General features: G+C 73.2%; 23 protein-coding genes. 12 read left to right on the plus strand and 11 right to left on the minus strand.

Going from position 1 to position 26,099, the window contains the following annotated elements; translation table 11 throughout:
- Nucleotides 1-79: 79 nt before the first annotated feature.
- A complete protein-coding gene (locus NLX85_RS33595; protein ID WP_374628728.1) occupies nucleotides 80-640 on the plus strand; it encodes a hypothetical protein in 561 nt (186 codons plus the stop codon).
- Between the two features lie 133 nt (nucleotides 641-773).
- Nucleotides 774-2,009 (plus strand): AAA family ATPase, encoded by a 1,236-nt coding sequence (locus NLX85_RS31060; protein WP_254341193.1) that lies wholly within the window; start codon nucleotides 774-776, stop codon nucleotides 2,007-2,009.
- Between the two features lie 7 nt (nucleotides 2,010-2,016).
- On the opposite strand, the gene NLX85_RS31065 is transcribed toward NLX85_RS31060, so the two are convergent.
- The gene (locus NLX85_RS31065; RefSeq protein WP_254341195.1) at nucleotides 2,017-2,562 is read right to left on the minus strand and encodes a GNAT family N-acetyltransferase; all 546 of its coding nucleotides are present in this window, start codon (nucleotides 2,560-2,562) and stop codon (nucleotides 2,017-2,019) included.
- A gap of 135 nt (nucleotides 2,563-2,697) precedes the next feature.
- Between NLX85_RS31065 and NLX85_RS31070 the strand changes: the two genes are divergently transcribed.
- Both NLX85_RS31070 and NLX85_RS31075 read left to right on the plus strand, forming a co-directional pair.
- Nucleotides 2,698-3,243 carry a DoxX family protein gene (locus NLX85_RS31070; protein ID WP_254341196.1) on the plus strand — a complete coding sequence of 182 codons (546 nt, stop codon included), beginning with the start codon at nucleotides 2,698-2,700 and terminating at the stop codon, nucleotides 3,241-3,243.
- A 203-nt stretch (nucleotides 3,244-3,446) separates the two neighbouring features.
- Complete coding sequence (locus NLX85_RS31075) at nucleotides 3,447-4,883, plus strand: glycosyltransferase 87 family protein (RefSeq protein WP_254341198.1); 1,437 nt, start codon at nucleotides 3,447-3,449, stop codon at nucleotides 4,881-4,883.
- 3 nt (nucleotides 4,884-4,886) lie between these two features.
- Here NLX85_RS31075 and NLX85_RS31080 read toward each other — a convergent pair whose 3' ends face one another.
- The 5 genes from NLX85_RS31080 to NLX85_RS31100 form a co-directional block, all read right to left on the minus strand.
- Nucleotides 4,887-5,306: a molybdenum cofactor biosynthesis protein MoaE gene (locus NLX85_RS31080; RefSeq protein ID WP_091316373.1), complete on the minus strand. Its 420-nt coding sequence runs from the start codon at nucleotides 5,304-5,306 to the stop codon at nucleotides 4,887-4,889.
- Nucleotides 5,307-5,567: 261 nt separating this feature from the next.
- Entirely contained in the window at nucleotides 5,568-6,827 is a 1,260-nt protein-coding gene (locus NLX85_RS31085; protein WP_254341200.1) for a molybdopterin molybdotransferase MoeA, read from the minus strand.
- A 49-nt stretch (nucleotides 6,828-6,876) separates the two neighbouring features.
- Nucleotides 6,877-7,347 carry a molybdenum cofactor synthesis domain-containing protein gene (locus NLX85_RS31090; RefSeq protein WP_254341202.1) on the minus strand — a complete coding sequence of 157 codons (471 nt, stop codon included), beginning with the start codon at nucleotides 7,345-7,347 and terminating at the stop codon, nucleotides 6,877-6,879.
- Nucleotides 7,344-7,835, minus strand: coding sequence for a cyclic pyranopterin monophosphate synthase MoaC (moaC, locus tag NLX85_RS31095; RefSeq protein WP_254341205.1), 492 nt, complete (start codon nucleotides 7,833-7,835; stop codon nucleotides 7,344-7,346). The genes NLX85_RS31090 and moaC overlap by 4 nt, the downstream gene beginning before the upstream one ends.
- Nucleotides 7,836-8,080: 245 nt before the next feature.
- Complete coding sequence (locus tag NLX85_RS31100) at nucleotides 8,081-11,116, minus strand: tetratricopeptide repeat protein (RefSeq protein ID WP_254341207.1); 3,036 nt, start codon at nucleotides 11,114-11,116, stop codon at nucleotides 8,081-8,083.
- A gap of 667 nt (nucleotides 11,117-11,783) precedes the next feature.
- On the opposite strand from NLX85_RS31100, the gene NLX85_RS31105 reads away from it, so the two are divergent.
- From NLX85_RS31105 to NLX85_RS31125, 5 genes are all read left to right on the plus strand, one after another.
- Nucleotides 11,784-14,237, plus strand: a complete 2,454-nt coding sequence (locus NLX85_RS31105; protein WP_254341412.1) for a bifunctional diguanylate cyclase/phosphodiesterase — start codon at nucleotides 11,784-11,786, stop codon at nucleotides 14,235-14,237.
- 45 nt (nucleotides 14,238-14,282) lie between these two features.
- Nucleotides 14,283-15,578, plus strand: a complete 1,296-nt coding sequence (locus NLX85_RS31110; RefSeq protein ID WP_254341208.1) for a glycosyltransferase 87 family protein — start codon at nucleotides 14,283-14,285, stop codon at nucleotides 15,576-15,578.
- A 56-nt stretch (nucleotides 15,579-15,634) separates the two neighbouring features.
- The gene (locus tag NLX85_RS31115; protein ID WP_254341210.1) at nucleotides 15,635-16,267 is read left to right on the plus strand and encodes a phosphoribosyltransferase; all 633 of its coding nucleotides are present in this window, start codon (nucleotides 15,635-15,637) and stop codon (nucleotides 16,265-16,267) included.
- Nucleotides 16,268-16,290: 23 nt separating this feature from the next.
- The gene (locus NLX85_RS31120; RefSeq protein ID WP_254341212.1) at nucleotides 16,291-16,674 is read left to right on the plus strand and encodes a zf-TFIIB domain-containing protein; all 384 of its coding nucleotides are present in this window, start codon (nucleotides 16,291-16,293) and stop codon (nucleotides 16,672-16,674) included.
- A gap of 82 nt (nucleotides 16,675-16,756) precedes the next feature.
- A complete protein-coding gene (locus NLX85_RS31125; RefSeq protein ID WP_254341216.1) occupies nucleotides 16,757-17,437 on the plus strand; it encodes a maleylpyruvate isomerase N-terminal domain-containing protein in 681 nt (226 codons plus the stop codon).
- A gap of 18 nt (nucleotides 17,438-17,455) precedes the next feature.
- On the opposite strand, the gene dnaB is transcribed toward NLX85_RS31125, so the two are convergent.
- Nucleotides 17,456-18,859, minus strand: coding sequence for a replicative DNA helicase (dnaB, locus tag NLX85_RS31130; RefSeq protein WP_254341217.1), 1,404 nt, complete (start codon nucleotides 18,857-18,859; stop codon nucleotides 17,456-17,458).
- 394 nt (nucleotides 18,860-19,253) lie between these two features.
- On the opposite strand from dnaB, the gene NLX85_RS31135 reads away from it, so the two are divergent.
- A complete protein-coding gene (locus NLX85_RS31135) occupies nucleotides 19,254-20,783 on the plus strand; it encodes a hypothetical protein (RefSeq protein ID WP_254341423.1) in 1,530 nt (509 codons plus the stop codon).
- 85 nt (nucleotides 20,784-20,868) lie between these two features.
- Here the strand turns inward: NLX85_RS31135 and rplI are convergent, their stop codons facing one another.
- From rplI to rpsF, 4 genes are all read right to left on the minus strand, one after another.
- Complete coding sequence (gene rplI / locus NLX85_RS31140; RefSeq protein WP_254341218.1) at nucleotides 20,869-21,315, minus strand: 50S ribosomal protein L9; 447 nt, start codon at nucleotides 21,313-21,315, stop codon at nucleotides 20,869-20,871.
- Nucleotides 21,316-21,329: 14 nt separating this feature from the next.
- Nucleotides 21,330-21,569 (minus strand): 30S ribosomal protein S18, encoded by a 240-nt coding sequence (gene rpsR, locus NLX85_RS31145; protein ID WP_007073789.1) that lies wholly within the window; start codon nucleotides 21,567-21,569, stop codon nucleotides 21,330-21,332.
- Nucleotides 21,570-21,610: 41 nt separating this feature from the next.
- Nucleotides 21,611-22,141 (minus strand): single-stranded DNA-binding protein, encoded by a 531-nt coding sequence (locus NLX85_RS31150; RefSeq protein WP_254341219.1) that lies wholly within the window; start codon nucleotides 22,139-22,141, stop codon nucleotides 21,611-21,613.
- A gap of 80 nt (nucleotides 22,142-22,221) precedes the next feature.
- Nucleotides 22,222-22,512 (minus strand): 30S ribosomal protein S6, encoded by a 291-nt coding sequence (gene rpsF / locus NLX85_RS31155; RefSeq protein WP_046563719.1) that lies wholly within the window; start codon nucleotides 22,510-22,512, stop codon nucleotides 22,222-22,224.
- Between the two features lie 648 nt (nucleotides 22,513-23,160).
- Between rpsF and NLX85_RS31160 the strand changes: the two genes are divergently transcribed.
- On the plus strand, nucleotides 23,161-23,943 hold the full coding sequence (locus NLX85_RS31160) for a deoxyribonuclease IV (RefSeq protein WP_254341221.1): 783 nt from the start codon (nucleotides 23,161-23,163) through the stop codon (nucleotides 23,941-23,943).
- Nucleotides 23,940-26,096, plus strand: coding sequence for a hypothetical protein (locus NLX85_RS31165; RefSeq protein ID WP_254341223.1), 2,157 nt, complete (start codon nucleotides 23,940-23,942; stop codon nucleotides 26,094-26,096). The genes NLX85_RS31160 and NLX85_RS31165 overlap by 4 nt, the downstream gene beginning before the upstream one ends.
- Nucleotides 26,097-26,099 lie beyond the last annotated feature (3 nt).

A 26,099-nucleotide genomic window follows, 5' to 3' on the forward strand; every position in this document is an offset into this window, starting at 1 on the left:
CGGCTGGGGCGAGCCACCGACGCAGCACTACGAGCCGCCCGCCCAGCGTTACGACCAGCCGACCCAGGGCTACGAGCCGGTGCCCGCCTGGAACGCCGGCCCGCCGCCCGCCGCCCCGCCCTACCAGGCCTACCCGGCCGACCCCGGCTACGGCGGGCAGCCGCCGTACGCCGAGCCGACGCCGCCGAAGCGCGGCAAGGGACCGCTGCTCGTGGTGCTGGTCGTGCTGGCGGTGCTGCTGCTCGGCGGCGCCGGCGCGTACTGGGTGCTCGGCCGGGACGACGCGACCCCGACGGGCGGGACGGCGTCCTCCTCCGCGCCGGGCGCCGAGCCGACCGGGGCGGCGAGCGAGCCCGCCGACGCGGCGACCACCCCGCCGGCGCCGGCGTCCTCGACCGACCCGCGGTTCGTGAAGGCGGGCCAGTGCGTCGCCAACGAGGGCGGCTCCGCCCAGCCGAAGCTGGTGATCACCGAGTGCGGCGCGAAGACCTACCAGGTGCTGCGCCGCATCGACGGGTCGACCAGCGGCAAGAAGGACGCCGAGTCGAAGTGCGCCAAGGTCGAGGGCTACACCGACTGGTACTTCTTCGACAGCCAGCTCGACACGCTCGACTTCGTGCTCTGCCTCAAGCGGCGGTAGGACCGGTAGGCAAAACTAGGGCTGTCTAGCGTTCAGGCTAGACAGCCCTAGTTTTGTCTCGACGCCCGACACGCGGTAGTCGCATCTACGCATGTCTAGCCCCGCCGCTAGACGGCCCGATACTGTGCGATTCGTGGATCCGGTCCGCAACCCGTACGCCCCCGGCGCCGGCCAGCGCCCGCCCGAACTCGCCGGGCGGGGGCGGGAACTGGACGTCTTCGACGTGGTGCTGGAGCGGATCGCCCGCGGCCGGCCGGAACGCAGCCTCATGCTCACCGGGCTGCGCGGCGTCGGCAAGACCGTCCTGCTCAACACGCTGCGCTCGCAGGCCATCAACCACCTCTGGGGCACCGGCAAGATCGAGGCCCGGCCGGACCAGTCGCTGCGCCGGCCGGTCGCCGCCGCCCTGCACATGGCGGTCCGCGAGCTGGCCCCCCGGCACCGCGCCCCCGACCGGATCGACGCCTTCCTCGGCGTGCTCAAGGCGTTCGCCCAGCGGGCCGCGCCGGCCGGGCGCGGCGGGGCCGCCCCGAAGCTGCGCGACCGCTGGCAACCCGGCATCGACGTGCCGGCCAGCAGCGGGCGCGCCGACTCCGGGGACATCGAGATCGACCTGGTCGAGCTGCTCACCGACGCCGCCGCGGTGGCCACCGACGTGGGCACCGGCATCGCGATCTTCATCGACGAGATGCAGGACCTCGGCGCGGAGGACGTCTCCGCGCTCTGCGCCGCCTGCCACGAGCTGTCCCAGCTCGGCGCGCCGCTCATCGTGGTGGGCGCCGGGCTGCCGCACCTGCCGGCCGTGCTGAGCGCCGCGAAGTCGTACTCCGAGCGGCTCTTCCGCTACCAACGGATCGACCGGCTGGACCGGATCGCCGCCGACCAGGCGCTCTGCGCCCCGGCCGAGCGGGAGGAGGTCGAGTACGAGCAGAAGGCCCTCGACCTGCTCTATGAGAAGTCCGGCGGCTACCCGTACTTCGTCCAGGCGTACGGGAAGGCCACCTGGGACCACGCGCCCCGCTCGCCCATCACCGCGGCGGACGTGCGGGTCGCCGCGCCCGAGGCGGAGGCCGAGCTGGCGGTGGGCTTCTTCGGCTCCCGGTTCGAACGGGCCACCCCGGCCGAGCGCGAGTACATGCGCGCCATGGCGACGCTCGCGCTCGTGGACGGGGAGGAGAGCGGCCGCGACGACATGGACGCGGCGGTGCCCACCGCGGAGATCGCCCGGGCGCTCGGCCGCAAGCCCGCCAGCCTCTCGCCGGCCCGGGACGCGCTGATCAAGAAGGGGCTCATCTACTCCGGCGAGCGGGGGACGGTCGCCTTCACCGTCCCGCACTTCGGCCGCTACCTGCGCACCCAGCCGGCCTGACCGCCGGTCAGACCTTGGACCAGGGCGGCGGGAAGACCACCTCGCCGGACGGGGGCGGCGGCTCGTCGCTGGTGGACGGCGGCAGCACCAGGGCCTGCCACGGCTCCCCCAGGCCCGACCACGGGCTGGTCAGCCCCAGCCGGTCCGCCCGGCCGAACCCGAACCGGCGGTAGTACGCCGGGTCGCCCAGCACCACCACGAGCCGCTCGCCCAGCTCGGTCGCGGCGTCGAGAGCAGCCTGCACCGCCGCCGCGCCGTGCCCGATCCGCTGCCGGTGCGGGGCGACCGCCACCGGGCCGAGCGCCAGCGCCGGCCAGGTGCCGCCGTCGGTGCGCACCTGCACCCGGGTGAGCAGGGCGTAGCCCACCACCTCGCCGCCGTACTCGGCGACCATGGCCAGCTCCGGGATCCAGGCGTCGCTGCGCCGCAGGTCCTCGACCAGCCCCACCTCGGGCGGGGTGGTCACCTCGGGGCGGGCGAACGCGGCGGCCAGCACCCGGGCGACCGGCGCCTCGTCCGCCGGGTCCTCGGGTCGGAGTCGCAGGGTCGTCACCCGCGCGACCTTACCGCCCGGAGCCGGTCCATCCGCGACGGTCGCTGAAATCGATACGCTCCGGACGTCCACGTCGGCCGATCCCTTTCGAGTGTTGCGGGGGTGGCGGGGGCCGCAACGGGGTATGACTGAGCCATGAAGCCCGTGCGCTCCCTCGCCCGCGTCATGTTGAGCGGCATCTTCGTGGTCAGCGGCGCCCGCAACCTGCGGAACCCGGGACGGCTGGTCCCGGCCGCGCAGCCGATCACCGACAAGGTCACGCCGCTGCTCCAGAACATCAACCCCCGCATCCCCACCGACACCGCGACGCTGGTCCGGGCGAACTCGGCCACCCAACTGGTCGCCGGGCTCATGCTGGCGACCGGCAGGTTCACCCGGCCGGCCGCGCTCGTCCTCGCCGCCACCCTGGTGCCGACCACCGCCGCCGGCCATCCCTTCTGGAGCACCGAGGACCCGGCCGCGCGGAACAACAACCAGATCCACTTCCTGAAGAACCTCGGCCTCTTCGGCGGTCTCCTCCTCGCCGCCGCCGACACCGAGGGCAAGCCGGGGCTCCGTTGGCGCACCGGCCACCGGATCGACCACTCACGCCGCTCGGTGAAGCGCGCGGTCCGGACCGCCCGCCGCGAGGCGAAGATCGCCGTACGCTCGGCGGCCACCGCCCGTCGAATCCCAGGCTGACCTGCATCTATACGGCCACCACCCCCGCAAGGCCACCAATCACCTGAACCGTCCGAGACCCGTTAACCCGGCGGAAATGTCAAAAACACGTGTGGGATCGGACACGGTCGCATAACGCGGGAGGCAGTGACGTGAGGCGCCGTTCTAGGCTCCGTGCTGGACCTGGACGGGCAGGACGATCTTGGTACGGGGGTGGCCACGCCATGCCGACGACAGTCGGTAGACGGACGGACCGCCTCGCTCCCCTCCAGCGCGCGACGCGGGGGATCGACCGCAGGACGGTCACACGGACCGGCATCGTGGCCGCCGTGGCCTACGCCGCCTGGCTCGCCATCGGCGCCTTCGGGCGGCCGTACAACTTCTTCGACATGAAGATCTACCACGGTGCCGTCGTGTACTGGGCGAGCGGCAACGAGCTGTACGACTTCATCGCCCCGTCGACCACCCTGGGCTTCACGTACCCACCCTTCGCCGGCCTGGCCATGCTGCCGATGTCCTGGCTGCCGGTCGACGCCGCCGGCTGCCTCAACGCCCTGGCCAGCATCGCCGCGCTCGCCGTCGTGCTGGCCGCGCTGCTGCGCCCGATCGTCGACCGGCTCGGCTGGTCACTCTGGTTCACCGTCGGCATCGCCACCCCGCTGGCCGCGGCCATCGAGCCGTCCCGGGAGACCCTCGGCTACGGCCAGGTCAACCTGCTGCTCTTCGCGCTGATCATGGCGGACCTGATCGGCCTCCGCTGGCGGGCCCGGCGCGGCACCCACTACGAGACCGCCGACTCGGCGCTGGCCCGGTTCGTCTACAGCGGCGCCTGGGCCGGGGTCGGCATCGGGTTGGCCACCGCGGTCAAGCTCACCCCGGCACTGTTCGTGGGCTATCTCGTGATCACCCGGCAGTGGCGGGCCGCGCTCACCGCGGTCGGCACCGCCGTCGGCGTGACCATCGCGACGTTCGGGCTCGTGGGCGCCGAGTCGCGGACGTACTTCACCAGCGTGCTCTGGCAGACCGAGCGGGTGGGCGCCGCCGACATGACCGCCAACCAGTCGCTCGCCGGCCTGCTGGCCCGGCTCTACGACTCGATCGACACGCCCGGCCTGCTCTGGCTGGCCTTCTCGGTGCTGATGCTGGCCCTCGGGCTGTCCCGGGCGGCCAGTGCCCGCGCCGACGGCGACGAGCTGACCGCGTTCACCCTGGTCGGGCTCACCGCCAACGTGATCAGCCCGATCTCCTGGTCGCACCACCTGGTCTGGGTCATCCCGGCCATCATCGTGCTGGCCGACGCCGCCGTACGCCGCCGCGAGGCCAGCCGCGGCGTGCTGCCCCGGGCCACCGGCACGCCACCGGCCACCGGGGTGCCGGCCCTGCGCCCGCCCATCTGGTACCCGACCCTGACCGGGCTCCGGCACGGAGTCGGCGCGCTCGGGCTCTACCTGCTCTTCCTGATCTCACCGATCTGGCCGTACGAGCACCAGCTCCCCGAGGTGTCGCACTACCAGGACGGCCTGTTCGGCGCGCTCATGGAGAACTCCCTGGCGATCGCCCTGATCGTGCTGGTCGCGGCGCTGCCCTGGCGGCCCGGCGCCGAGCCGGCGTTCTACCACGACCGGCTCGCCCGGACGGCCCAGCTCGCCGCCCGGCGCTGACCGTCAGGGGCAGTTCACCCACTCCTCGGTGCCGTCGGCGAACACCTGCCGCTTCCAGATCGGCAGCCGCGCCTTCACCTCGTCGACAAGCCGCGCGCAGGCCGCGAAGGCCGCCGCCCGGTGCGCCGTGCTGACCGCCGCCACCAGGGCCACGTCGCCGATCTCCAGCGGGCCGATCCGGTGCGACACGGCCACCGCGTACACCTCGGGGTCCGCGGCGACCTCGGCCGCCACCTCGCGCAGCACGGCCTCGGCGGTCGGGTGGCCCTCGTACTCCAGCAGGTCGACCGTGCGGCCGTGGTCGTGGTCGCGGACCACGCCCTGGAACGAGACCACGGCGCCGGCCCGGCGGTCGGCGACCGCCGCCTCGTGCGCGGCCAGGTCCAGCGGCCGGTCGGTCACGGCGCCGAGGACCACACCCACCTTCCCCGGCTCACTCCTCGCGCTCACAGAGTTGCCTTCCGTTCGCGACTGCGGGGCTCGCAACCCCGACTCACTCCTCGCGCTCACCGAGTTGCCTTCCGTTCGCGACTGCGGGGCTCGCAACCCCGGCTCACTCCTCGCGCTCACAGCGCCGCCTTCGTTCGCGACTGCGGGGCTCGCAACCCCGACTCACTCCTCGCGCTCACCGAGTCGCCTTCGTTCGCGACTGCGGCGCTCGCAACCCCGACTCACTCCTCGCGCTCACCACGACCGCTCCCCGGGGGTCAGCGGCAGCGGCACCACCGGCACCCGGTCGCCGGCCGCGCCGCTCGTGCCCGGCCGGATCACCGCGAAGCCGTCCGCGCCGGCCAGGCCGCGCAGCATCGCCGAGCCGACGTGCCGGACCGGGTGCGCGGTGCCCGCGACCCGGTCCCAACGCACCAGCGCGAGGTGGGTGTAATCGCCCCGCCCCGGAACCGGCTCGGCCAACGTGACCTGCGGCAGCACCGGCATCGGCCGACCCTGCAGGCCGGCGAGCAACGGCGCGACCAGCGAGACCAGCGCGACGACCGCGGACTGCGGGTTGCCCGGCAGTCCGGCCACGAAGCGCACCCGGCCGTCGTCGTCGACCAGCCGGGCCAGCAGCATGGGGAAACCCGGCCGGACCGCCACGGTGTTCACCACGTAGTCGGCGCCGAGCGCCTCCAGCGTCGGATGCAGGTGGTCGACCGGGCCGTGCATGGTGCCGCCGGTGGTGCAGACCAGGTCGGCGTCGGCCAGCGCGGCGCGCAGCGCGGCCACGTGGGCGGGCAGGGTGTCGGCCACCGGACCCACCACGTCGGCGGGACGCACCTGGCAGCCGTACCGGCGCAGCCAGGCGGGCACCGACGGGCCGAGCGCGTCGCGGACCCGGCCGGCCCCCGGCGGGCCCGAGGTCAGCAGCTCGTCACCGAAGACCAGCAGCGCGGCCCGGGGCCGGCGGCGGACCCGCAGGGTGTCGTGCCCGCAGGAGGCGGCCAGGCCGAGCACCGCCGGGTCCACCGGCGTGCCGGCGGGCAAGAGCTCCTCCCCGGCGTACGCCTCCTCGCCCGGCTCCCGCCACTCCGGCGCCGGACGCGGCGTGCCGGCCACCCGGTCGTCGGCCGTCCGGGTCGACTCCTCGATCCGCAGGATCGCCGTCGCGCCCTCGGGGACCATCGCGCCGGTGGCGATCTCCACCGTGCTGCCGTCGGCCTCCAGCGGGGGCGGGGTGTGCCCCGCGAGCACCCGGCCGACCACCTTCCACGGGCCTTCCCCGCGCACCGCCCAGCCGTCCACGCTGGAGGTCGGGAAGGCCGGCAGGTCGGTCCGCGGGGTCAGCGGCTCGGCCAGGGTGTGCCCGTCGGCGTCGGCGAGCGGCCGGCTGACCGCCGGGAGCGCGGCGGCGAGACCCACCGCGTACACCCGGGAGCGGGCCTCCTCCCACCCGGCCGGCGGCGGCGCGACGACCTCGGCCGCGGCGGCTGCGGTTTCCGTGCTCATCGACCGAGCCTATCCCCGGGGCGGTCCGCCGACGCTCCAGGGCGCGTGGTCAGTGGTCGCCGCCGCGTAGCTGGTCGACGGTGTGCCGCAGGATCGGCCCGAGCACGGCCAGCCCGTCCTTCGCCCCGCCGCGCGAACCCGGCAGGTTCACCACCAGCATCCGGCCGGCCACCCCGGCCAGCCCGCGGGACAGCGCGGCCGTCGGCACCGCGTCGCGGCTGTACGCCCGGATCGCCTCGGCGATGCCGGGGACCTCGTAGTCGAGCACGGCGCGGGTCACCTCGGGGGTGCGGTCGGTCGGGGTGACGCCCGTGCCGCCGCTGGTCAGCACCACGTCCACGCCCTCGTCGCGGGCCTCCCGCAGCGCCTCACCGACCGGCTCGCCGTCGGGCACGACCACCGGGTCGTCGACCTCGCAGCCCAGCTCCCGCAGGCCGGCGACGAGCAGCGGGCCGCTGGTGTCGGCGTAGACCCCGGCGGCGGCCCGGTTGGAGGCCACGATCACCCGGGCCCGGATCACGGCCGGTCCTCCGGCCGGACCCACTCGCCGGTCTTGCCGCCCTCCTTGCGCAGCACCCGGACGCCGTCCACCGAGGCGGCCGGGTCGACCGCCTTGACCATGTCGACCAGGGCGAGGCCGGCGACGGCCACCGCGGTGAGCGCCTCCATCTCGACCCCCGTCCGGTCGGCGGTCCGCGCCGTGGCGGTGATCTCGACCGTGTCGTCGGTGAGACGCAGGTCGACCGTGACGCCGTGCAGGGCGATCGGGTGGCAGAGCGGGATCAGGTCAGGCGTCCGCTTGGCTCCCATGATCCCGGCGAGCCGGCCGACCGCCAGCGCGTCCCCCTTGGGCAGGCCGTCGCGACGCAGCAGCTCGACCACCTCGGCGGTGGTGCGGAGCCGGCCGGCGGCGACCGCGAGCCGGCCGGACACCGGCTTGGCGGAGACGTCGACCATCCGGGCCGCGCCGGCCGGGTCGACGTGGGTGAGCTGCGCGGGTTCGGTCACGGCGCGAGCCTATCCGTCGGGTACGACCGGGCGCGCGTTCCGGGCCGTCGGCGGGGAGGGGCGTCGCGTCTGGTGCCGATCAGCCGACACGACACCCCTCCCTCACCTGCCCACCGTCGATTCGCTGGGGGGAAATCCGACGGCGGGGGCCTCGTCGACCGGGTCCTTCGTGGAGTGGACCGCCCCCGTTGGTCGACATGCCGGCGACGCTAACGTGCCCGGCGATAAGAAATCGATAAACCGGTTCAGGCCGGGTCCGACACGCCCTCTGCCAGCAGCCGGCGGATCTCGTACTGCTCGGGGACACCCATCCGCTCGAAGATCGCCAGGGCCCGCTGCCGGTACCGGCGCGCTTCCCCCGGCTCGGTGTCCGTCAGGTGCTCGGCGAGGCCGCTGAGGGCCCGGGCCTGCTCATAGGGGTGGGCGATCCGGGTGGCGATGTCGAGCGCCTGGCGGAACATCGCCGCCGACTCCTCCTGCCGCCCCACGACCCGCAGTGTCACGGCCAGTTCGTTGCGGGCCTCGGCCTGGACGTGGCGTTCGCCGGAATCGGCCGCCGCCTCGATCGCGGCGTCGTGATGCCGCAGGGCCTCGTCATGCCGTCCGAGCTGCCGGTAGGTCCCGGCCAGGTCGCTCAGAATCTCGGCTCGGGCGTATCCGTTGCCGGTGCGGTCCCGCAGCGCGAGGGAGGCCCGGAGCAGTCGTTCCGCCTGTGCGTTCTGGCCGAGGCGGTAGCGGACTCCGCCGAGGTGACCGAGCGCGTTGGACATGTGGAACTGGTCCCCCTTGACCCGGGCGACGAAGAGATGCAGCCGGTGAACCGCCATGGACTCGTCGTACCGGCCGAGGAAGCGCAGGGTGAGGCCCAGGTTGGGGAGCACCGGCAGGCTTTCCAGACTGTTGGCCCGCACCGCCGCCTGGTTGATGTCGAGCGCCTCCTGGATGCGGCCGGTGAGCCAGTAGAGGACGCCCAGGTTCACCCGCGCGCGATCCGTGCCCTCGACGTCGCCGAGTTCCGCGCGGATCGACACCACCTCGTGCAGGTGCGCCGACGCCTCCTGGTAAGCGCCGGTGCGCACGCAGGCCGAGGCGAGGTAGTTGTGCATCAGGGCGACGGCGTGCCGATCCCCCGACCGGCGTGCCGCGACCAGTCCCTCGCCATGGGTGGTCGAGATGTCGTCGAAGTAGCTGCGCAGGTAGAAGAAGCGCCAGGCGGCCCGGGCCAACCGCCACGCCAGCGCCTCATGCCCCTCTCGCGCGGCCTGACGGACGAGGGCGTCCAGATTGAGGCGCTGCTCCTCCAGCCACCCCAGGTCGCCGGGAAGCCGTGCCAGGAGCAGATCAGGACGCAGTGGTGGCTTCAGGCGGAGATGCAGGTCGACCAGGCGCTTTTCCTCGATCGAGGCGGACGCCACCACGACCGAATGCAGGAGATGGTCCAAGAGAGCTTCCACCGCCGCTTTCCGCGCCGGTGCCGAATCGGCCTGCACGGACAGTTCGTAGGCGTACTGCCGCATCAGGTCGTGCAGGCGATAGCGCCCGTCGGCGATCTCCTCCACCAGGTGACGGTCGACCAGTTCCTCGATGAGTTCGGCGGCCTGGTCAAGCGGCAGACCGGTGAGCGCGCCCACCATCGCGGTATCGAGATGGTTTCCCGCAGCGAGCCCGAAGGAGCGGAAGACACGCTTGGCGGAGTCACCGAGCGGTTCGTATGACGCGGCGAACGCCTCCACCACGGTCCGCGCCTCCGCCTGCAGCCGGGGGAGGAACGTGGGCTTCCCGGCCAGCCTGCGAACCATGTCGGACATGCTCCAGGCCGGGCGATGGGCCAGGCGGGTGCCGGCCAGCCTGATGGCGAGCGGGAGGCCGCCACAGATGCGGACGACCTCCGACGCGCCGTCCGGGTCGGCCTCGACCCGTCGCTCGCCGACGAGAGCCCTGAGCAGGGCCAGCGCGTCGGGCTCAGGGAGTACGGAGAGCGAGACGGGGGGCCGCTCGGTGAGCGCCAGGAGGCGGCGCCGGCTCGTCACGAGGACCACGGCGCGACCGGAGATGGGCAGCAGCGGCTCGACCTGGGCGCTGTCCGCGGCGTTGTCGAGCACCACCACAACTCTGCGGAGCGCGAGTTCCCGCCGCCACATCTCGATCCGCTCGGGCAGGTCCCCGGGGATCCGACCTGCCGACAGGCCCAACTGGCGGAGCAGGGTGACCAGCGCCGAAGCGGGGTGGACCGGCGCTCCCTCGGCGTGGCCGCCCAGGTCGATGAAGAGCTGCCCACCGGGAAACCGGTCGGCGAGACGCTTGGCCAGGTGAACGGCGAGGGTGGTCTTGCCGCACCCCGCCATGCCGTCGATCACGCGCACTACCGGCCCTGCCTCGTCACCGATGGCGATCTCGTCGAGCATCCGGTCGACGATCTCCCGCCGCCCGACGAAGTCCGTCACCACCCGGGGCAACCAGTTCGCGCCTCGATCGCCATCGGGATTCCATCCGGTCGAACCGGCTACCGGCCGGTCGCCGCCGGCCCTCCGCCTTGTCCGGCGGGCGTCGAGCGCAGCCCGACGCAGCCGTTGCAATTCGGGCCCGGGCGGGACACCGAGCTGCTGGGCGAGCCCGTCGTGGGTGGCCTGGTAGACGGCGAGCGCTCCGCTCAGGTCGTCGCTCCGGATGAGTGCCCGCATGAGCAGAGCCTGCGCGGGTTCCCGCAGGGGATGCCGCGATGCGTGGGCGCGCAGGAGCGGGAGGGCGAGGTCGGCACGATCGGTCCGGAGTCGCAGCTCGCCGAGCAGCTCCACGGCCAGTTGCCGGTCGCGCTCCACCGCCTCTCGCCGCGCCGTCAGGTGCGGGCCCAGCGGCAGTCCGGCGAGCAGCGGACCTGGCCACGCTTCGATCACCTCGGCGAGCAGCGGGACAGCCTCGGCCGGCCTGCCCCGGTCGGCCAGGTTCCGAGCGTCGCGCCAGCCGGCCGCCAGGCGGTTCAGGTCGATCCGGTCCTCGTCGACGACGAGCCGGTAGCCGCCCTGTTCCCGGACGACCGTAACTCGCTCGTCGACAATCGAGTTGAGGCTCCGCCGCAGATTGGCGGCGTAGGTGCGGACGTTGGGTACGGCCGAACGGGGTGGGTCCTCCGGCCACAACTCGTCCACCAACTCGTCCACCGTGACCAGCCGGTCGACGTGTAGGGCGAGCATCGCCAGCACCAACTGCTGCTTGGGAGTTCCGAGTGCCAGACTCTTCCCGCCGAGCCTTACCGCCAGGCCGCCGATGACTCGAATTTCCACGAGGGTCTGCTCCGCTTTGATACGCCTCGTCCAGGCCGAATCGACAGCCTAATTCATGAAACCAATGGTCGGAGCCCCACTGGGGAGCGACCACTTCCCAGCTTCCGATCGCCGGTTCATCCGACTCGCCGACCGAAGCCGACCGAACCACGGTTGAAATGTTTCTCGCATGCGGCAAGGCTGGCAGACAGCGCTCCCACCGCGCCATTCCACATGGCAGTCAGCAACCACGCCGACACGAGAAGATACGACCGGCTCCGCTCCGCACACTCCACGTGGACACAACGTCATATAGCGGTGGCTAGTTACTTATATTGCGCATACCGACATCCATTCTTGGATATCGCCCATCTCCTCCTTTAATCTGCTCTTCACCGAGCAGGCGCCATTACGCGCAGGAGATACCGGAGGAGGTCGAGACGATGCGTAGCACCGAATGGACCTGACAGCTCCTCTGTTCACGTATCCGTTTCCGACCACCCGAAATGCAGAGGAGGGCTGAACAGTGCGTAGCACCGAATGGACCTGACCGGTGTCCCTCGCCCAACCCGAGCGGTAGGCTGCCTGTCATCGCATGGTGAGTGCAAGCGACAGGTGATGCCGGTTGAGCCGAACGGCGGATGGTCGAAGGGCTACCGAAGCGCGCCTGCGTGCGCTCGTGTTCACCTTGGTCGCGTGCGCGGCAGCGGTCGCGCTCGTCGCCCTCTTCGCCACCCGGAACCGGCTCCCGAGTTCCGTCGGCAACATCGTCACCATCACGTCCCTGGTGGTGACGGTCGCGCTGGCCACCGTCATCAAAACCCCCCTACGCATCCGGTCGACCACTCTGGCCTTCGCCTGGGTCGAGACCGCGATCGTGATCGGGCTCGCCGTCGCACCACCCTCCTGGGTGATCCTCGTGACCGGTATCGGGGTCACCTGCGGGTCAGTGACCCGTCTGGCCCCCATCAAGACCGCCTTCGCGGTCGCGAAGCACACCCTGGTGGCCGGAGGCGCCACCGTCGTCGTCCTGCTGATGGGAGACTCCTGGCCACCACGCGATCCGCTGGGCATCGTCCTGTTGCTGGGCATCGTCTACCTGGTCGCGGCACTGCTGGATGACGTGCTCGCGATCCCGGTCATCGCGCTCGCCTCAGGCACGCCGATCTCCCGGCAGTTCCGCAACGACCTCGACCTGCGGGTCGCAGGCTTCGCCCTCCGGTTCCTCGTGGCCGCCTGCACGGTACTCATCCTCCGAGCCGACCCCCGGCTGCTGCTCGCCGTGCCGCCGCTGGTGCTCAGCCTGCACCTGGCCTACTCGACCCGGATCCGCACCCGCACCGAGCAGCACGCCTGGCAGCGACTCGCCCGGGCCACCGACGCGCTCAACGTGGTCGACCTCGACCAGGTGCTGACCACCGCCGTCACCGAGGCCGCCGAACTCTTCTCGGCCGACGAGGTGGAGATCGAGCTGCGCGACCGGCGACGCACGGTCCGCGGCAGCGCCGGCGGCATCGCGTACGACGGGGCGGCCCCCGAGCCCAGCACGGTGGACGGCAGGGTCATGCCGGTCGCGCTGGAGGGACACGACCGGGCGGTGGACCTCGGGGTGCTGCGGCTGCGGTTCGCCGGGCCGGTCGAGCTGTCCGAGCGGGAGCAGTACACCCTGCGTACCTTCGCCTCGGCGCTGTGCACCGCGGTCCGCAACGCGCAGGCGTACGCCGAGCTGGCCCGGATCGCCGACGAGCACGCGTACGCTGCCACCCACGACGCCCTCACCGGGCTCTCCAACCGCCGGCACCTGCTCGACGAGGGCACCGAGCAGCTCACCAACCGGCACGCCGACGGCGTCACCGCCCTGGTGCTGATCGACCTCAACCATTTCAAGGAGGTCAACGACACCCTCGGGCACGGCGCCGGCGACCGCGTGCTGACGCAGGTTGCCGACCGGCTGCGCGACGCGGCCCGCTCCGACGACCTGGTGGCCCGGCTCGGCGGTGACGAGTTCGCCGTCCTGCTGCGCGGCCTGCCCGCCCCGGCGATCGCCGCGCACCGCGCCGAGGCGCTGCTGGCCGCGCTGCACGAGCCGCTCGACCTGGACGGCATGCGGATCAGTGTGGAGGCCAGCGGCGGCATCGCGGTCGCCCCGGCCAGCGGCGGGATGCCCGAGCTGCTGCGCCGCGCCGACGTGGCCATGTACCAGGCCAAGCGGGCCGGCCAGCGCATCGCCACGTACGCCCCGACCCGCGACACCGCCGACCTGGGCCGGCTCACCCTCGGCGGCGAACTGCCCCGGGCGGTCGCCGACCACGAGTTCACCGTCAACTTCCAGCCGATCGTCGACCTGGGCAGCGGCGAGGTGATCGGCGCGGAGGCGCTGGCCCGCTGGCACCACCCGACGCACGGCATGATCGACCCGCTGCGGTTCCTGGAGGCGGTCGAGCGCTCCGGGCTGCTGCCCGCCTTCGCTGAGGCGATCCTCGACCAGGCCCTGATCGCCGCCGGCTCCTGGCGGGACGCCGGCTTCGACCTGCCCGTATCGGTGAACGTGTCGCCGCGCAGTCTCCTCGACGCCCGCTTCCCCGGGGCGGTGCTGGCCCGGCTGCGGGCGCACGACCTGCCGCCGGACCGGCTCGTGCTGGAGCTGACCGAGACCCTGACGCTCAGCCAGCTCGACGTGGTCGACCGGGTGCTCAGCCGGCTGCGCGACTCCGGCGTACGGCTGGCCCTGGACGACTTCGGCACCGGCTACTCCTCCCTCTCCCTGCTCTCCCGGATCCCGGTGCACGAGCTGAAGATCGACCGGAGCTTCGTCACCGCGATGGAGAGCACGGCCGAGGCCGCGGCGGTGATCCGCTCCACCCTCGACCTGGGCCGCAGCCTCGACCTGACCGTGGTGGCCGAGGGCGTGGAGAGCGAGCCGCAGCGGCGGGCCCTCTGGGAGCTGGGCTGCGCCGCCGGGCAGGGCCACCTGTTCGCCCGGCCGCTGCCGTCCGGCACGCTGCTCGCCGCCCTCCAGCGGGGCGCCGGCGGCCGCCCGGGAGCCCTCGCGGCGCCGCTGCACGACGCGGGCGCGGTGATCCGCCTCCCCGGCCGCCGCACCGGCGGCGGCCGCAACCGCACCGCCACCCCCGCTCCCTGACCACGCCGACCCACCAAGATCCGCGGGTCTGCCAGACTGGCCGGCGTGACCGCCGACGCCGACCGGACCGCCCCCGCCTCCCGCCGCTGGCAGGCGGTCGACACGGCCGGCGGCGGCCTCCCCCTCGACCTGGGCCTCTACGCCGTCTCCGCGGTGTTCGCCGCGGTCACCGCCGCCACCTCCACGCTGCTGCCGCACCGGGCCTGGGGCACGCTCGCCACCATCGGGTACGCGCTGGCGGCCCTCGCCGCCGCCGGTCAACTCCTGGCCCGACGCCGGCGCCCCGGCACCCCCCTCGCCGGCCTGCCCGCCCGCTGGGCGGTCACCGGCTTCGCCTGGGCCACCACCGCCCTCCTGCCGGTCGTCGCGCAGAGCATCCAGCGGGCCGGTGGGCGGACCGACCGGGCGCAGGAGGAGGTGGTCGTGGTCGAACACGCCGGGGCGCGGCTCGCCGAGCACGGCACCCCCTACCTCGGGCACGACGCGATCGCCGCCCTGCCCCCCGGCGAGCAACTGCTCGGCTACACCCCCTACCAGCCCGGGATGGCGCTGTTCGGGCTGCCCCGGGCCGCTGCCGACGCCTGGTGGACCGACGCGCGGGTCTGGTTCGCCCTGGTCACCGCGCTGGCACTGGCCGCCGCCGTAATCACCCTGCGGACCACCGCCGGCCCCGCCGCACCCCGGCGGAACGCCGCCGTCCTGCGCGCCGTGCAGGCCGCGACCGTCCTGCCGATCTGCGCGCTCACCCTGGCCACCGGTGGCGACGACCTGCCCGTACTCGCGCTCTGCCTGCTCGCCCTGGCCCTCGCCGCCGCCGGCCGGCCCGGCCGCGCGGGCCTCGCGGTCGGCGCGGCCGGCGCGCTGAAGCTCTTCGCCTGGCCCGTGGCCGTCGTGCTGGTCTGCTGGGCCGTCACCCGCCGGGCGGGCCTGCGCACCGCCCTGGGCGCCCTCGGCCTGCCGGTCCTCGCGCTCCTCCCCGTGCTGCTGGTCGACCGCGACGCCCTGGTGGAGAACGTGGTGCGCTTCCCGCTCGGGCACGGGCTGGTGACCAGCCCCGCGCAGTCCCCGTTTCCCGGCCACCTGATCGCGACCACGCTGCCCGCCGGTCGGCTGATCGCCGCCGCGCTGCTCGCCGCCGTCGCGGTGGCGATCGCCGTCCGGCTGCTGCGCCGCCCGCCGCGCACCGCCGCCGCCGCCGCGCTGATCTGCGGGTACGGGCTGCTCGCCGCGATCCTGCTGATGCCCTCGACCCGATTCGGCTACCTGCTCTACCCCCTCGCCCTGCTGGTCATCGCCCCCGCCCTGGCGCTCGCCGAGCGCCGCCCCGACGTCGCACCCTGACCGGCTTTCCGGGGAACTGGCCGGCACGGCCCGGCCGGAGGGCGTAGACCTGAGGCATGACCACCTACCGCGACCGGGCCGAGGCGGGACGGATGCTCGCCGACCGGCTCGGCGACCTCGCCGGCCGACCCGACGTCATCGTCCTCGGGCTGGTCCGCGGCGGCGTACCCGTCGCCCGGGTGATCGCCGAACGGCTCGGCGCGCCACTGGACGTGCTCGTGGTCCGCAAGCTCGGCGTGCCCTGGGCCCCCGAGGTGGCGTACGGGGCGCTCGGCCCCGGCGGGGTGCAGGTCCTCAACGACATGGTCGCCGGCCGGATCGGGGAGGACGAGCGGGCCGAGGTACGCCGGAACGAACAGACCGAACTCGACCGCCGCGAACGGCTCTACCGGGGCGGCCGCCCGCAGCTCGACCTGACCGGACGCACCGCCGTCATCGTCGACGACGGACTGGCCACCGGCGCCACCGCCCGCGCCGCCGTGCAGGTCGCCCGGCACCTGGGCGCCGCCCGCGTGGTGGTGGCCGTCCCGGTCGGCTCCGACCAGGCGTACGAGATGCTCGCCGCCGAAGCCGACCAGGTGGTCTGCGCCCAGATCCCACCCGACTTCGCCGCGGTCGGGGCGTACTACGACGACTTCCACGAGGTCTCCGACGACGAGGTGACGCAGGCGCTCACCGCCACCGCGTGATTTCACCGGGTACCTTCGGTGTCATGCAGCTCACCTGTCCCAAATGCCACGGAGAGATGCGCCAGTACGAGCGCAGCGGAGTAGTCATCGACCAGTGCGGCGAATGCCGCGGCATCTTCCTCGACCGCGGCGAGCTCGAGAAGCTGTTCGAGGCCGAGGCGAACTGGAACCAGCAGCACGGCGCGCGGCAGGCCGCCCCGGCCGGCGGCGGCTACACCCCGCCCCCTCCGCCCCCGCCCGCAGCGGCTCCGCACCAGCCCGGCTACGGCGCCGTCCCCCCGCCCCCTCCGCCGCCGCCCGGCCACGGCTACCCGCAGCCGGCCTACGGTCAGCAGCACTACGGCTACCACGGCCACTACCGCCGGAAGAAGAAGCACCACGGCTTCCTCGGCGAACTGTTCGACTGACCGCCGCCGCGCCGGGCCGGCGACCCACCGGCCCGGCGTCGCCGTCGTGCCGACTCCGCCACGCCGTGGCAGGCTGCACGACATGACCGCGATCCGGCAGCACGAGGCGCTGGCGCAGGCGTATGACGGCATCACCGCCGTCGTGACCCCACTGGACGACGCCGCCCTGCAACGACCCACCCGCTGCCGGGGCTGGCTCGTCGCCGACCTGCTCTTCCACGTGCTCTGCGACGCGCAACGGGCACTGGTCGCCCTCGCCAGCCCCGCACCCGGCCCGGCCGACGTCGACGACGTCAGCTACTGGCGCGCGTTCACCCCAGGCGACGACGACGCGAGCGTGAAGCACGCCTGGTGGGCCCGACGCTCGGCCGCCGCCTTCGACCGGCCCAGCGGCGTGGTGCGCATCTGGTCCGACACCGCGCCCGCCGCCGCGCGGGCGGCCGCCGCCGCGGACCCCGATGGGTACGTGACCACGCAGGGGCACGTCCTACGCGTACCCGATCTCCTCGCCACCCTGACCACCGAGGCGGTGATCCACCACCTGGACCTGGTCGTGGACCTGCCCGACGCCCCGCTCCCCGCCGCGGCGCCCACGCGGGTGGCGGTGGCCACCGTGGACGGACTGCTCAGCGACGACGCGGTCCGGCCGGTCGGCTGGGACGACCGGGACTACCTGCTCAAGGCCACCGGCCGGGTGCCGCTCACCGACCGCGACCGGCTCGAACTGGGCGAGGCCGCCGGCTGGTTCCCGCTGCTCGGCTGACGGCCCGTCCGGCACGGCTCAGACGATGGCCATGTCGACGAAGCGCGACAGGTGCAGCTGCGCGGCCACGGTCACCGTGTCGGTCGGGCCATTTCTGTGCTTGGCAACAATGAAATCCGCCTCGCCCGCCCGCGGCGACTCCTTGTCGTAGTAGTCGTCGCGGTGCAGCAGCAGGACGACGTCGGCGTCCTGCTCGATCGAGCCCGATTCACGCAGATCGGACAGCTGGGGTCGCTTGTCGGTGCGCTGCTCCGGGCCACGGTTCAGCTGGCTCACCGCGATCACCGGGCACTCGACCTCCTTGGCCAGCAGCTTCAGGCCACGGGACAGGTCCGCGACCTCCTGCTGCCGGCTCTCGGTGCGCTTCGGCGAGGTCATCAGCTGGAGGTAGTCGACCACGATCAGCTTGAGGTCGTGCTTCTGCTTGAGCCGCCGGGCCTTGGCCCGGATCTCCATGAGGTTCATGCTCGGCGTGTCGTCGACGAAGAGCGGCGCCTCGCTGATCTCGCCCATGCAGCGGGCCAGCTTGGTCCAGTCGTCGTCGGAGAGCTGGCCGCTGCGCAGCACGTGCAGCGGCACGCGCGCCTCGGCCGAGAGGAGTCGCATGACGATCTCGACCTTGCTCATTTCCAGCGAGAAGATCGCCGACGCCTGATTGAAGCGGATAGCGGCATTTCGGGCAAAGTCCATAGATGCGGTCGATTTGCCCAGGCCAGGCCGGCCGGCCACGATGATGAGCTGACCCGGGTGCAGGCCGTTGAGCAGGCGGTCGAGGTCGCTGAACCCGGTGGGCACACCGCTCATCACCCCGCCCTGGGCGCCCACCGCCTCGATCTCGTCGAGCGTCGGCTGGAGCATGTCGGCCAGGACGGCGAAATCCTCGTTGACCCGCTTCTCGGTCACCTCGTAGACGGCCTGCTGGGCGAGGTCGACGATGTCGTCGACGTCCCGGCTGCCGCCCTGGCCGGTGCCGTAGCCCAGCTGGACGATCCGGGTGCCGGCCTCGACCAGCCGGCGCAGCACCGCCCGCTCACCGACGATGCGGGCGTAGTACGCCGCGTTGGCCGCGGTGGGGACGCTGGCGATCAGCGTGTGCAGGTAGGGCGCGCCACCGATCCGGGCCAGGTCGCCGGAGTCGGCGAGCGCGGCGGCCACGGTGATCGGGTCGGCGGGCTCGCCCCGGCCGTAGATGTCGAGGATCGCGTCGAAGATGGTGGCGTGCACCGGGCGGTAGAAGTCGTTCGACTTGAGGATCTCGACGACGTCCGCGATGGCGTCCTTGGACAGCAGCATGCCGCCGAGGACGCACTGCTCGGCGGCCACGTCCTGGGGCGGGGTCTTCTCGAACTGGCCGTCCCGCTGCGCGGGTGCGGGCTGTTGCCCCCCGGCCCGCTCCGAGCGCGTCTCGTCGGTGACCGACACGGGTCCCCCCTTGCTGCGTCGGATCGGTTCCAGCTCTACCGCCGGGGTGTGACAACTTCCGACGACCCTCCGGTCGATCGGGGGCCATCGCCCGGACGGTCGGGGGACCACGATACGGAACCCGAGGTCAGCCGCTCAACAGCACCGGTGGACGAGCCTCGGGACAACCTGTGGACACCGGTGGACAGGCATGTGCGCAGGGTGTGCACAGGGTGTGGATAAGTGATGGGGAATTCTGGGCATCACGGCGCTGACCTGCGTTTTTACGATCCCCACCCTGTGGACGGAAGATTTCGGGTCGAGCCTTGGCGACGTTCGTCCCGTACTATCTCTGCGAACGGCTACACCTGGACAGCGGATTGCACTTTCGGTTGAGAAGGGTCACGCTCCGGCCGTGAGACACCGGGACTGGGGAAGCGGGGAGGACAGCCCGCGCGAGCGCCGGCCGAGTTCCTCCTGGGACGCTTCCGCCGATCCGCTCCCGGTCGAGTCACCCGCCTCCGAGGGCTACCGCACACCGAGCCGCCGACGCGCCGTCGAGCGCGGCCAGGGCGAGCCGGTCGACAGCTATCTTCCCCGGTGGGCGCTGGAGTCCGGGATCCGCCGGGCGGACGGCGGGGGCCGGCACGCCGCTCCGGACGACGGTGCCGACGTCGAGCCGCCGTACCCCCCGGGTGGGGGCTGGCGGGCGGACGCCGGCTGGCGCCGCGAGGACGACCGCCGCGACCTGCGGGCCATCGGCGCGGGCCCGGTGTCGGAGCACACCGCCGAGTGGACCCTGGAGACCCCGCAGGATCAGGGGTACGTCGGGAGCCGGCGGGCCGACGGGATCGAGGGCGAGCCGGTCTCCGGGGTGGTCCCGCGGAGCCGGCCGCGCCGCGCGGCGACCCGGCGACCGCAGGTGACCTGGTCGGGCCTGGAGGAGGCGCCCGAGTCGGGTGACGACGGTGACCGGTGGGCGGCCGAGCGGCCGACGCGGCGGAGCCGGCGCCCGGCGGATTCGTGGTCGCGTCCGGCGATGGATCCGTGGGAGCGGGGCCGGGCGGTCGAGCCGGATCCGGCGGAGCAGCCGGCGGTCGACCCGTGGGACGCGTCGGGTGTGCACGCGTGGGGCCGTCCCGCCGCCGGCCGGTGGGAGCAGGCCGGAAGCCGCTGGGACCGGACGGAGCAGACGGGCGAGTGGGACCGGTTCGCGGACACCGGCCAGTGGGACCGGCACGCCGACACGGGCCAGTGGGACCGGGTCCGGGAGACCGGGGCCTGGGACCGGTACGCGGAGGTCGACGCGTGGGACCGGACGGCGCCGCCGGTGCCGGCCCGGGAGGGCTGGGCGTCGCCGGAGCAGGCCGAGGGGTTCTGGTCGGGGACGCGGCTGGCGGGTGACGATCCCCGCTGGACGGAGACCCCGCCGTCGGCCCCTCGGTCGCCGATGGTCGCCTACCCGGCGCCGCGCCGCCGGCCGGTGGAGCCGGTGGGTGCGGGACGGGCCGGGGCGTCGACGCTGCGGCAGCGGGTGGAGACCATCGGCGGCGGGTCGTGGAGCCGCCGGCTGGAGGACGACCTGCTCGACCCGGATCCGGGTGGGCCGCTGCGGCCGTTGGTCTACACGGCCGCGTGCTACCTGGTGCCGGCCCTGCTGCTCTTCGTCGGGCTGTTGTTCCTCGACGGTCAGCCGCCGGCGGGGTGCGTCACCGACATCACCGGAGGCGGTTGTGACTCGCCGCGGGCGCACGCCGTCGCCTCGTTGGCGGCGGGCGCGCCGCGGTTCGGGCTGGCGCTGCTGAGCAGTCTCGTGGTGGCGGTGGTGCTGCGCCGGGTGGGCACGACCTGGCGGTCGGCGACGGTGGCGCTGGCGGCTGCCGTGGTGGGTGGTGGCCTGTCCACCGTGATCATCAGCGCGGTGACGGGCCAGCCGATCGGGTGACGCGGCGACCGGCGTCGTCGCCTGGACATGCGGAAGGGCCCGCACCGGATGTCGGTGCGGGCCCTTCCGTCGTGCTGTTCGGGCGTCAGCCCTTGACCACGTTCAGGTCGAACTTGGCGGTCACCTCGGGGTGCAGCCGGATGCTGACCGGGTAGGCGCCGAGCGACTTGATGTGGCTGGGCAGCTCCAGCCGACGACGGTCCAGGGTCGGGCCGCCGGCCGCCTTGACGGCGTCGACGATCTCGGCCGAGGTGACCGAGCCGAAGAGCCGGCCGCCGTCGCCGGCGCGGGCCTTCAGGTTGACCTTCAGACCCTCGATCTGACCCTTGACCTCCTTGGCGTGGTCGAGGTCGCGGATCTCCCGGGCCGCGCGGGCCCGCTTGATGACCGTGACCTGCTTTTCCGCGCCCTTGGTCCAGGCGATCGCGAAGCCCTGCGGAAGCAGGTAGTTACGGCCGTAGCCGTCCTTCACCTCGACGATGTCGCCCGGGGCACCGAGGCCGGACACCTCCTGAGTCAGGATGATCTTCATGTCGGTGCCTCCTCTCAGCGGGCCGTGGCCGTGTACGGCAGGAGCGCCATCTCGCGGGCGTTCTTGACCGCACGGGCGATCTGCCGCTGCTGCTGCGAGGTCACGCCGGTCACCCGCCGAGCGCGGATCTTGCCGCGGTCGGAGATGAACTTGCGCAGCAGCGCGGTGTCCTTGTAGTCGATGTAGGTGATCCCGTCCTTGTCGAGCGGGTTCACCTTCTTCTTCGGCTTGCGAAGTGCCGCAGCCTTGGCCATTGCTCTTGCTCCTGGTTTGCGATCGCGGGCGCTCGGCGCCATTAGAACGGGGGCTCCTCGTCGAAGTTGCCGCCCGAACCACCGCGCGAGGGGGCCGGGGCAGCCGAAGCCCAGGGGTCGTCGAAGTTGCCTCCGCCGCCACCCTGGCCACCACCACCACCGAAGCCGCCGCCGCCACCGCCGCTCGAGCGGGACATCTTCTGCACCTTCGCCGTGGCGTAGCGCAGGGACGGGCCGATCTCGTCGACCTCCAGCTCGATGACGGTGCGCTTCTCACCCTCACGGGTCTCGTACGACCGCTGACGCAGCCGGCCGGACACGATCACCCGGGCGCCGCGCTGCAGCGACTCGGCGACGTTCTCGGCGGCCTGCCGCCAGACCGTGCACGAGAGGAACAGCGGCTCGCCGTCCTTCCACTCGCCGGACGCCTTGTCCATGAAGCGGGGCGTCGAGGCGACCCGGAACTTGGCGACCGCCGCCCCGGAGGGGGTGAACCGCAACTCGGGGTCATCGGTCAGGTTGCCGATGACCGTGATGGTGGTGTCTCCTGCCATGACCATCTCCTCGCGCACTCATCTCTGTGCCGTACAGGCTCTCAGAGCCCTCCGACAGCGTCGATGAGGCTTGATCCGGACGTGCCGGGTCTAGATGCTCAGCGCATCTCCGGGCGGATGACCTTGGTGCGCAGCACCGACTCGTTGAGTCGGAGCTGACGGTCCAGCTCAGCCACGGCCTCCGGCGACGCCTGGAGGTCGATGACGGCGTAGATGCCCTCGGCCTTCTTGTTGATCTCGTACGCGAGGCGCCGGCGGCCCCACACGTCGGTCTTCTCCACCGAGCCACCCGCGGTCCGGATCACGTTCAGGTACGTGTCGAGCGACGGGGCGACGGTGCGCTCCTCGAGGCTGGGGTCGAGGATCACCATGACTTCGTAATGACGCAAGACGTGCTCACCTCCTGTGGGCTAAGCGGCCACGGTCCTTCCGTGGCAGGAGGTCGTGCGTCGCTGCCCGTGCCGGTGCCGGGGGAACCCGGCCGGACGCGGACAACCGGACCAGGATACCCGGTCCGGACGATCATGCCCGGGCCGGTCGTCCACGGCGTCCGGGCGCGGCGACAGGGGCCCACCTCCGGCTCGCGTACCGGAAGGTGGACCCCTGTCCACAGGGCCGCGGGGCGTCCCGTCCGCATTCCTTGGGTGGGACCTGGGGAGGAACGACCACACCGATGAGGTTGGATCGAGGACGCCCCGCGGAGCTTTATCGTGTTGTTACCTGGTCTGACCATACAACGGCTCTCGTCACCTCTTGGGGGAAATGGAGGAATTCGCCCCCAGCTGGCTTCGCGGACGAGCCGTCGGGTCTGACGAGCCGGATCCCGCCCCGTCGTGCCGGGCCGCACGGCGGGGCGTCCCGTTGCCGGGGGCCTCCCCTTCACCCGTACGCGCTGTGGACCCGCGTCCGGGCGGAGCGTCGACCGTCGATCCCACCTCGGACAACGACCGCCGGGCCGGGTGGTGACGCGATCCGTTCTCCGCAACCCCCGCGTGCGCGAGCCCCGTGCGTCGGAGGCGCGACGTAGGCTGCCCTGCATGCGAATCGGAGCCCACGTCGATCCGACCGACCCGCTGGCCGAGGCGGCCGCCCGGGACGCCCAGGCGGTGCAGTTCTTCCTCGCCGATCCCCAGGGCTGGAAGGCCCCGAAGCCGCGGGAGGACGCCGAGCGCCTGCGCGCGGCCGACGTCGACCTCTACGTGCACGCGCCGTACGTCATCAACGTGGCCACGCTGAACAACCGGATCCGCATCCCGAGCCGCAAGCTGCTGCTCGGCCACGCCGCCGCCGCGGCGGCGGTCGGCGCCAGGGGGCTGATCGTGCACGGCGGCCACGTCAACGCCGGTGACGACCTCGCCGTCGGCTTCGACAACTGGCGCAAGACCTTCGCGTACGCGGCGGACTCCGGAGGGTTCCCGCTCCCCATCCTGATCGAGAACACCGCCGGCGGCGACAACGCGTGCGCCCGGCACCTGGACGCGCTGGCCCGGCTCTGGGACGCGCTCGGCGACTACGAGGTGGGCTTCTGCCTCGACACCTGCCACGCCCACGCCGGGGGTGAGGAGCTGCTGGGGCTGGTCGACCGGGTGAAGGCGATCACGGGGCGGATCGACCTGATCCACGCGAACAACTCCAAGGGCACGTTCAACTCCGGGCAGGACCGGCACGACAACCTGACCGGCGGGACGATCGACCCGGAGCTGGTGGTCGCGGTGATCCGGGCGGCGGGCGCGCCGGTGATCGTGGAAACCCCCGGCGGCGCCGAGGGCCAGGCCGCCGACATCGCCTTCCTGCGCGGACAGCTGGGCGCCGCGGCATGACCACCGAGCAGTCCGACGCGGCCGGCAGCGCCTCGCGACCGGCCACCGGCGACACCCCGCCCGACGCGACTCCGGACGCCGGAGGCGGCACCGACACGGAAGCCCCGGCCGGCGGGGACGGCGGCACCGACACGGACGGCGCGGACCGCGCGGGGGTGGACAAGGCCGGAACCAACGGCAGGGCCGGCACCGGGGGCAAGGCCAGCCGCGACGACAAAGGCGGAACCGACAGCCGCGCCGAGGCCAGCAGGGCCGAGATCGCGAGCGCCGGAACCGGGAGCAAGGCCGAGACGGGCGACGAGGCCGAGGCGGCCCGGTCCGGGACCGGTGACAAGGCGAAGGCCGGCGACGCGGCCGAACGCGGCGAGAAGGGCGGGGAGGACGCCGGCGACCCCTGGACCGCGTTCGGTCCGGCCCCCGACCCGGTGCTCACCCGGCCGCGCCGGGCGGTGCGCGCCGTGGGCCGGTTCGTGGCGCACGAGTGGACCCTGGCCGCCGTGGCCTCGCTGGCGCTGGCCGTGCTGATGACCTGGCCCACGCTGCGCTACCCGCGCTACACCCTGCCGCAGGACTACTGGGACCCGAGCCTCCAGTCCTGGCAGCTGGCCTGGTCCGGGCACATCCTGCTGACCGACCCGGGGCAGCTGTGGAGCTCGAACACGTTCTTCCCGGAGCCGTGGAGCTTCGCCTTCTCCGACACCCTGCTCGGGTACGCCCCGGCCGGCATGATCGGGGTCGGCCCCGAGGACGCCCTGCTGCGCTACAACATCCTGTTCGTGCTGGCCCACGCGCTCGCCACGTTCGGGGCGTACGCGCTGGCGCGGCAGCTCGGCGCGGGCCGGATCGGCGGCGCGGTGGCCGGGGCGAGCTACGCGTACGCCCCGTGGCTGCTGGCCCAGGCCGGGCACCTGCACATCCTCTCCAACGGCGGCATCCCGCTGGCGCTGGCCATGCTGGCCCGGGGCCACGGCTGGTCGCTGCGGCACGGCTACCGGCCGCGGCGCCGGCACGCCGGCTGGGCGTTCGCCGGCTGGCTGGTGGCCGCCTGGCAACTCAGCCTCGGCTTCGGCATCGGGCTGCCGTTCGCGTACCTGCTGGCCGGTGTGGCGCTGGTCTCCGCGGTCGTCTGGTTCGTGCGGCGGCGCCGGGTGAAGCGCCCGTTCGGCCGGCGACTGTTCCTGGCCGACCTGCTCGGCGGGCTGGTCTTCGCCGCGGTGGGCGCTGCCCTGGCCGTGCCCTACTTCAAGGTGGCGGAGCTGCACCCGAACGCGGCGCGGACGCTGGGCGAGATCCAGCTCTACTCGCCGCCGGCCAGCGGGTTCTTCACCGCTCCCGCCGAGTCGCGGATCTGGGGTGAGCTGCACGAGGGGGCCCGGGCCGCGCTGCCCTGGCACCCGGAGATGACGTTGCTGCCGGGCTTCGTGCTCTACGCGCTGGCCGCCGGCGGGCTGTTCTTCTCGGTCTGGCGGGTCCGCCACCGGCTCTTCCTGCTGGCCGGGGTGCTGGTCACGATGGCGCTGGCCATGGGCACCCGGTTCCTCGACGGCCGGTTCACCTACGTGCCGCTCTTCGAGCACCTGCCGGGCTGGAACGGGCTGCGGACGCCGGGCCGGATGATGCTCTGGACCAGCCTCCTGCTCGGCCTGCTCGCGGCCGGCGCGGTCACCGCATTCTGCGCCCGGGTCCGCGAGCTCGCCGCCGAGCGGGTCCCGCCGTGGCCGGGCCCGTGGCTGCGGCTGGCCACCCTGGTGCCGCTGCTGCTGGTCCTGGTGGAGGGGTTGAACGTCACCCCGCACCCGGTGGTGCCGCGGCAGCCGGCGGTGATGCGCACCGTGGACGGCCCGATGCTGGTGCTGCCGAGCAGCCAGAACCTGGACCAGCCGGTGATGCTCTGGTCGACCGACCGGTTCCAGCGGATGGTCAACGGCGGCAGCGGGTTCACCCCGAACTCCCAGGCCCAGGCACGTGAGGTCACGGTCAGCTTCCCCGACTTCGCCAGTGTCGACTACCTGCGCCGGCGGGGCGTGAAGACCGTGGTGGTGCTCCGCGACCGGCTGGGCGGCACCCCGTGGGAGGGGATGCTCGACCGGCCGGTCGACGGGCTGGGCGTGACCCGGGAAGAGGTCGGCGACGCGGTGGTCTACCGCCTCTGACCG

It is taken from the genome of Micromonospora sp. A3M-1-15 (genome assembly GCF_024213425.1).
Lineage (GTDB): Bacteria > Actinomycetota > Actinomycetes > Mycobacteriales > Micromonosporaceae > Micromonospora > Micromonospora chersina.

Coding starts and splice junctions, on each gene's coding strand:
- NLX85_RS31070 (WP_254341196.1), top strand. CDS start 2,698: ATGAAGCCCGTGCGCTCCCTCGCCCGCGTCATGTTGAGCGGCATCTTC.
- NLX85_RS31075 (WP_254341198.1), top strand. CDS start 3,447: ATGCCGACGACAGTCGGTAGACGGACGGACCGCCTCGCTCCCCTCCAG.
- NLX85_RS31085 (WP_254341200.1), bottom strand. CDS start 6,827: ATGAGCACGGAAACCGCAGCCGCCGCGGCCGAGGTCGTCGCGCCGCCG.
- NLX85_RS31115 (WP_254341210.1), top strand. CDS start 15,635: ATGACCACCTACCGCGACCGGGCCGAGGCGGGACGGATGCTCGCCGAC.
- NLX85_RS31120 (WP_254341212.1), top strand. CDS start 16,291: ATGCAGCTCACCTGTCCCAAATGCCACGGAGAGATGCGCCAGTACGAG.
- NLX85_RS31125 (WP_254341216.1), top strand. CDS start 16,757: ATGACCGCGATCCGGCAGCACGAGGCGCTGGCGCAGGCGTATGACGGC.
- rplI (WP_254341218.1), bottom strand. CDS start 21,315: ATGAAGATCATCCTGACTCAGGAGGTGTCCGGCCTCGGTGCCCCGGGC.
- rpsR (WP_007073789.1), bottom strand. CDS start 21,569: ATGGCCAAGGCTGCGGCACTTCGCAAGCCGAAGAAGAAGGTGAACCCG.
- NLX85_RS31160 (WP_254341221.1), top strand. CDS start 23,161: ATGCGAATCGGAGCCCACGTCGATCCGACCGACCCGCTGGCCGAGGCG.
- NLX85_RS31165 (WP_254341223.1), top strand. CDS start 23,940: ATGACCACCGAGCAGTCCGACGCGGCCGGCAGCGCCTCGCGACCGGCC.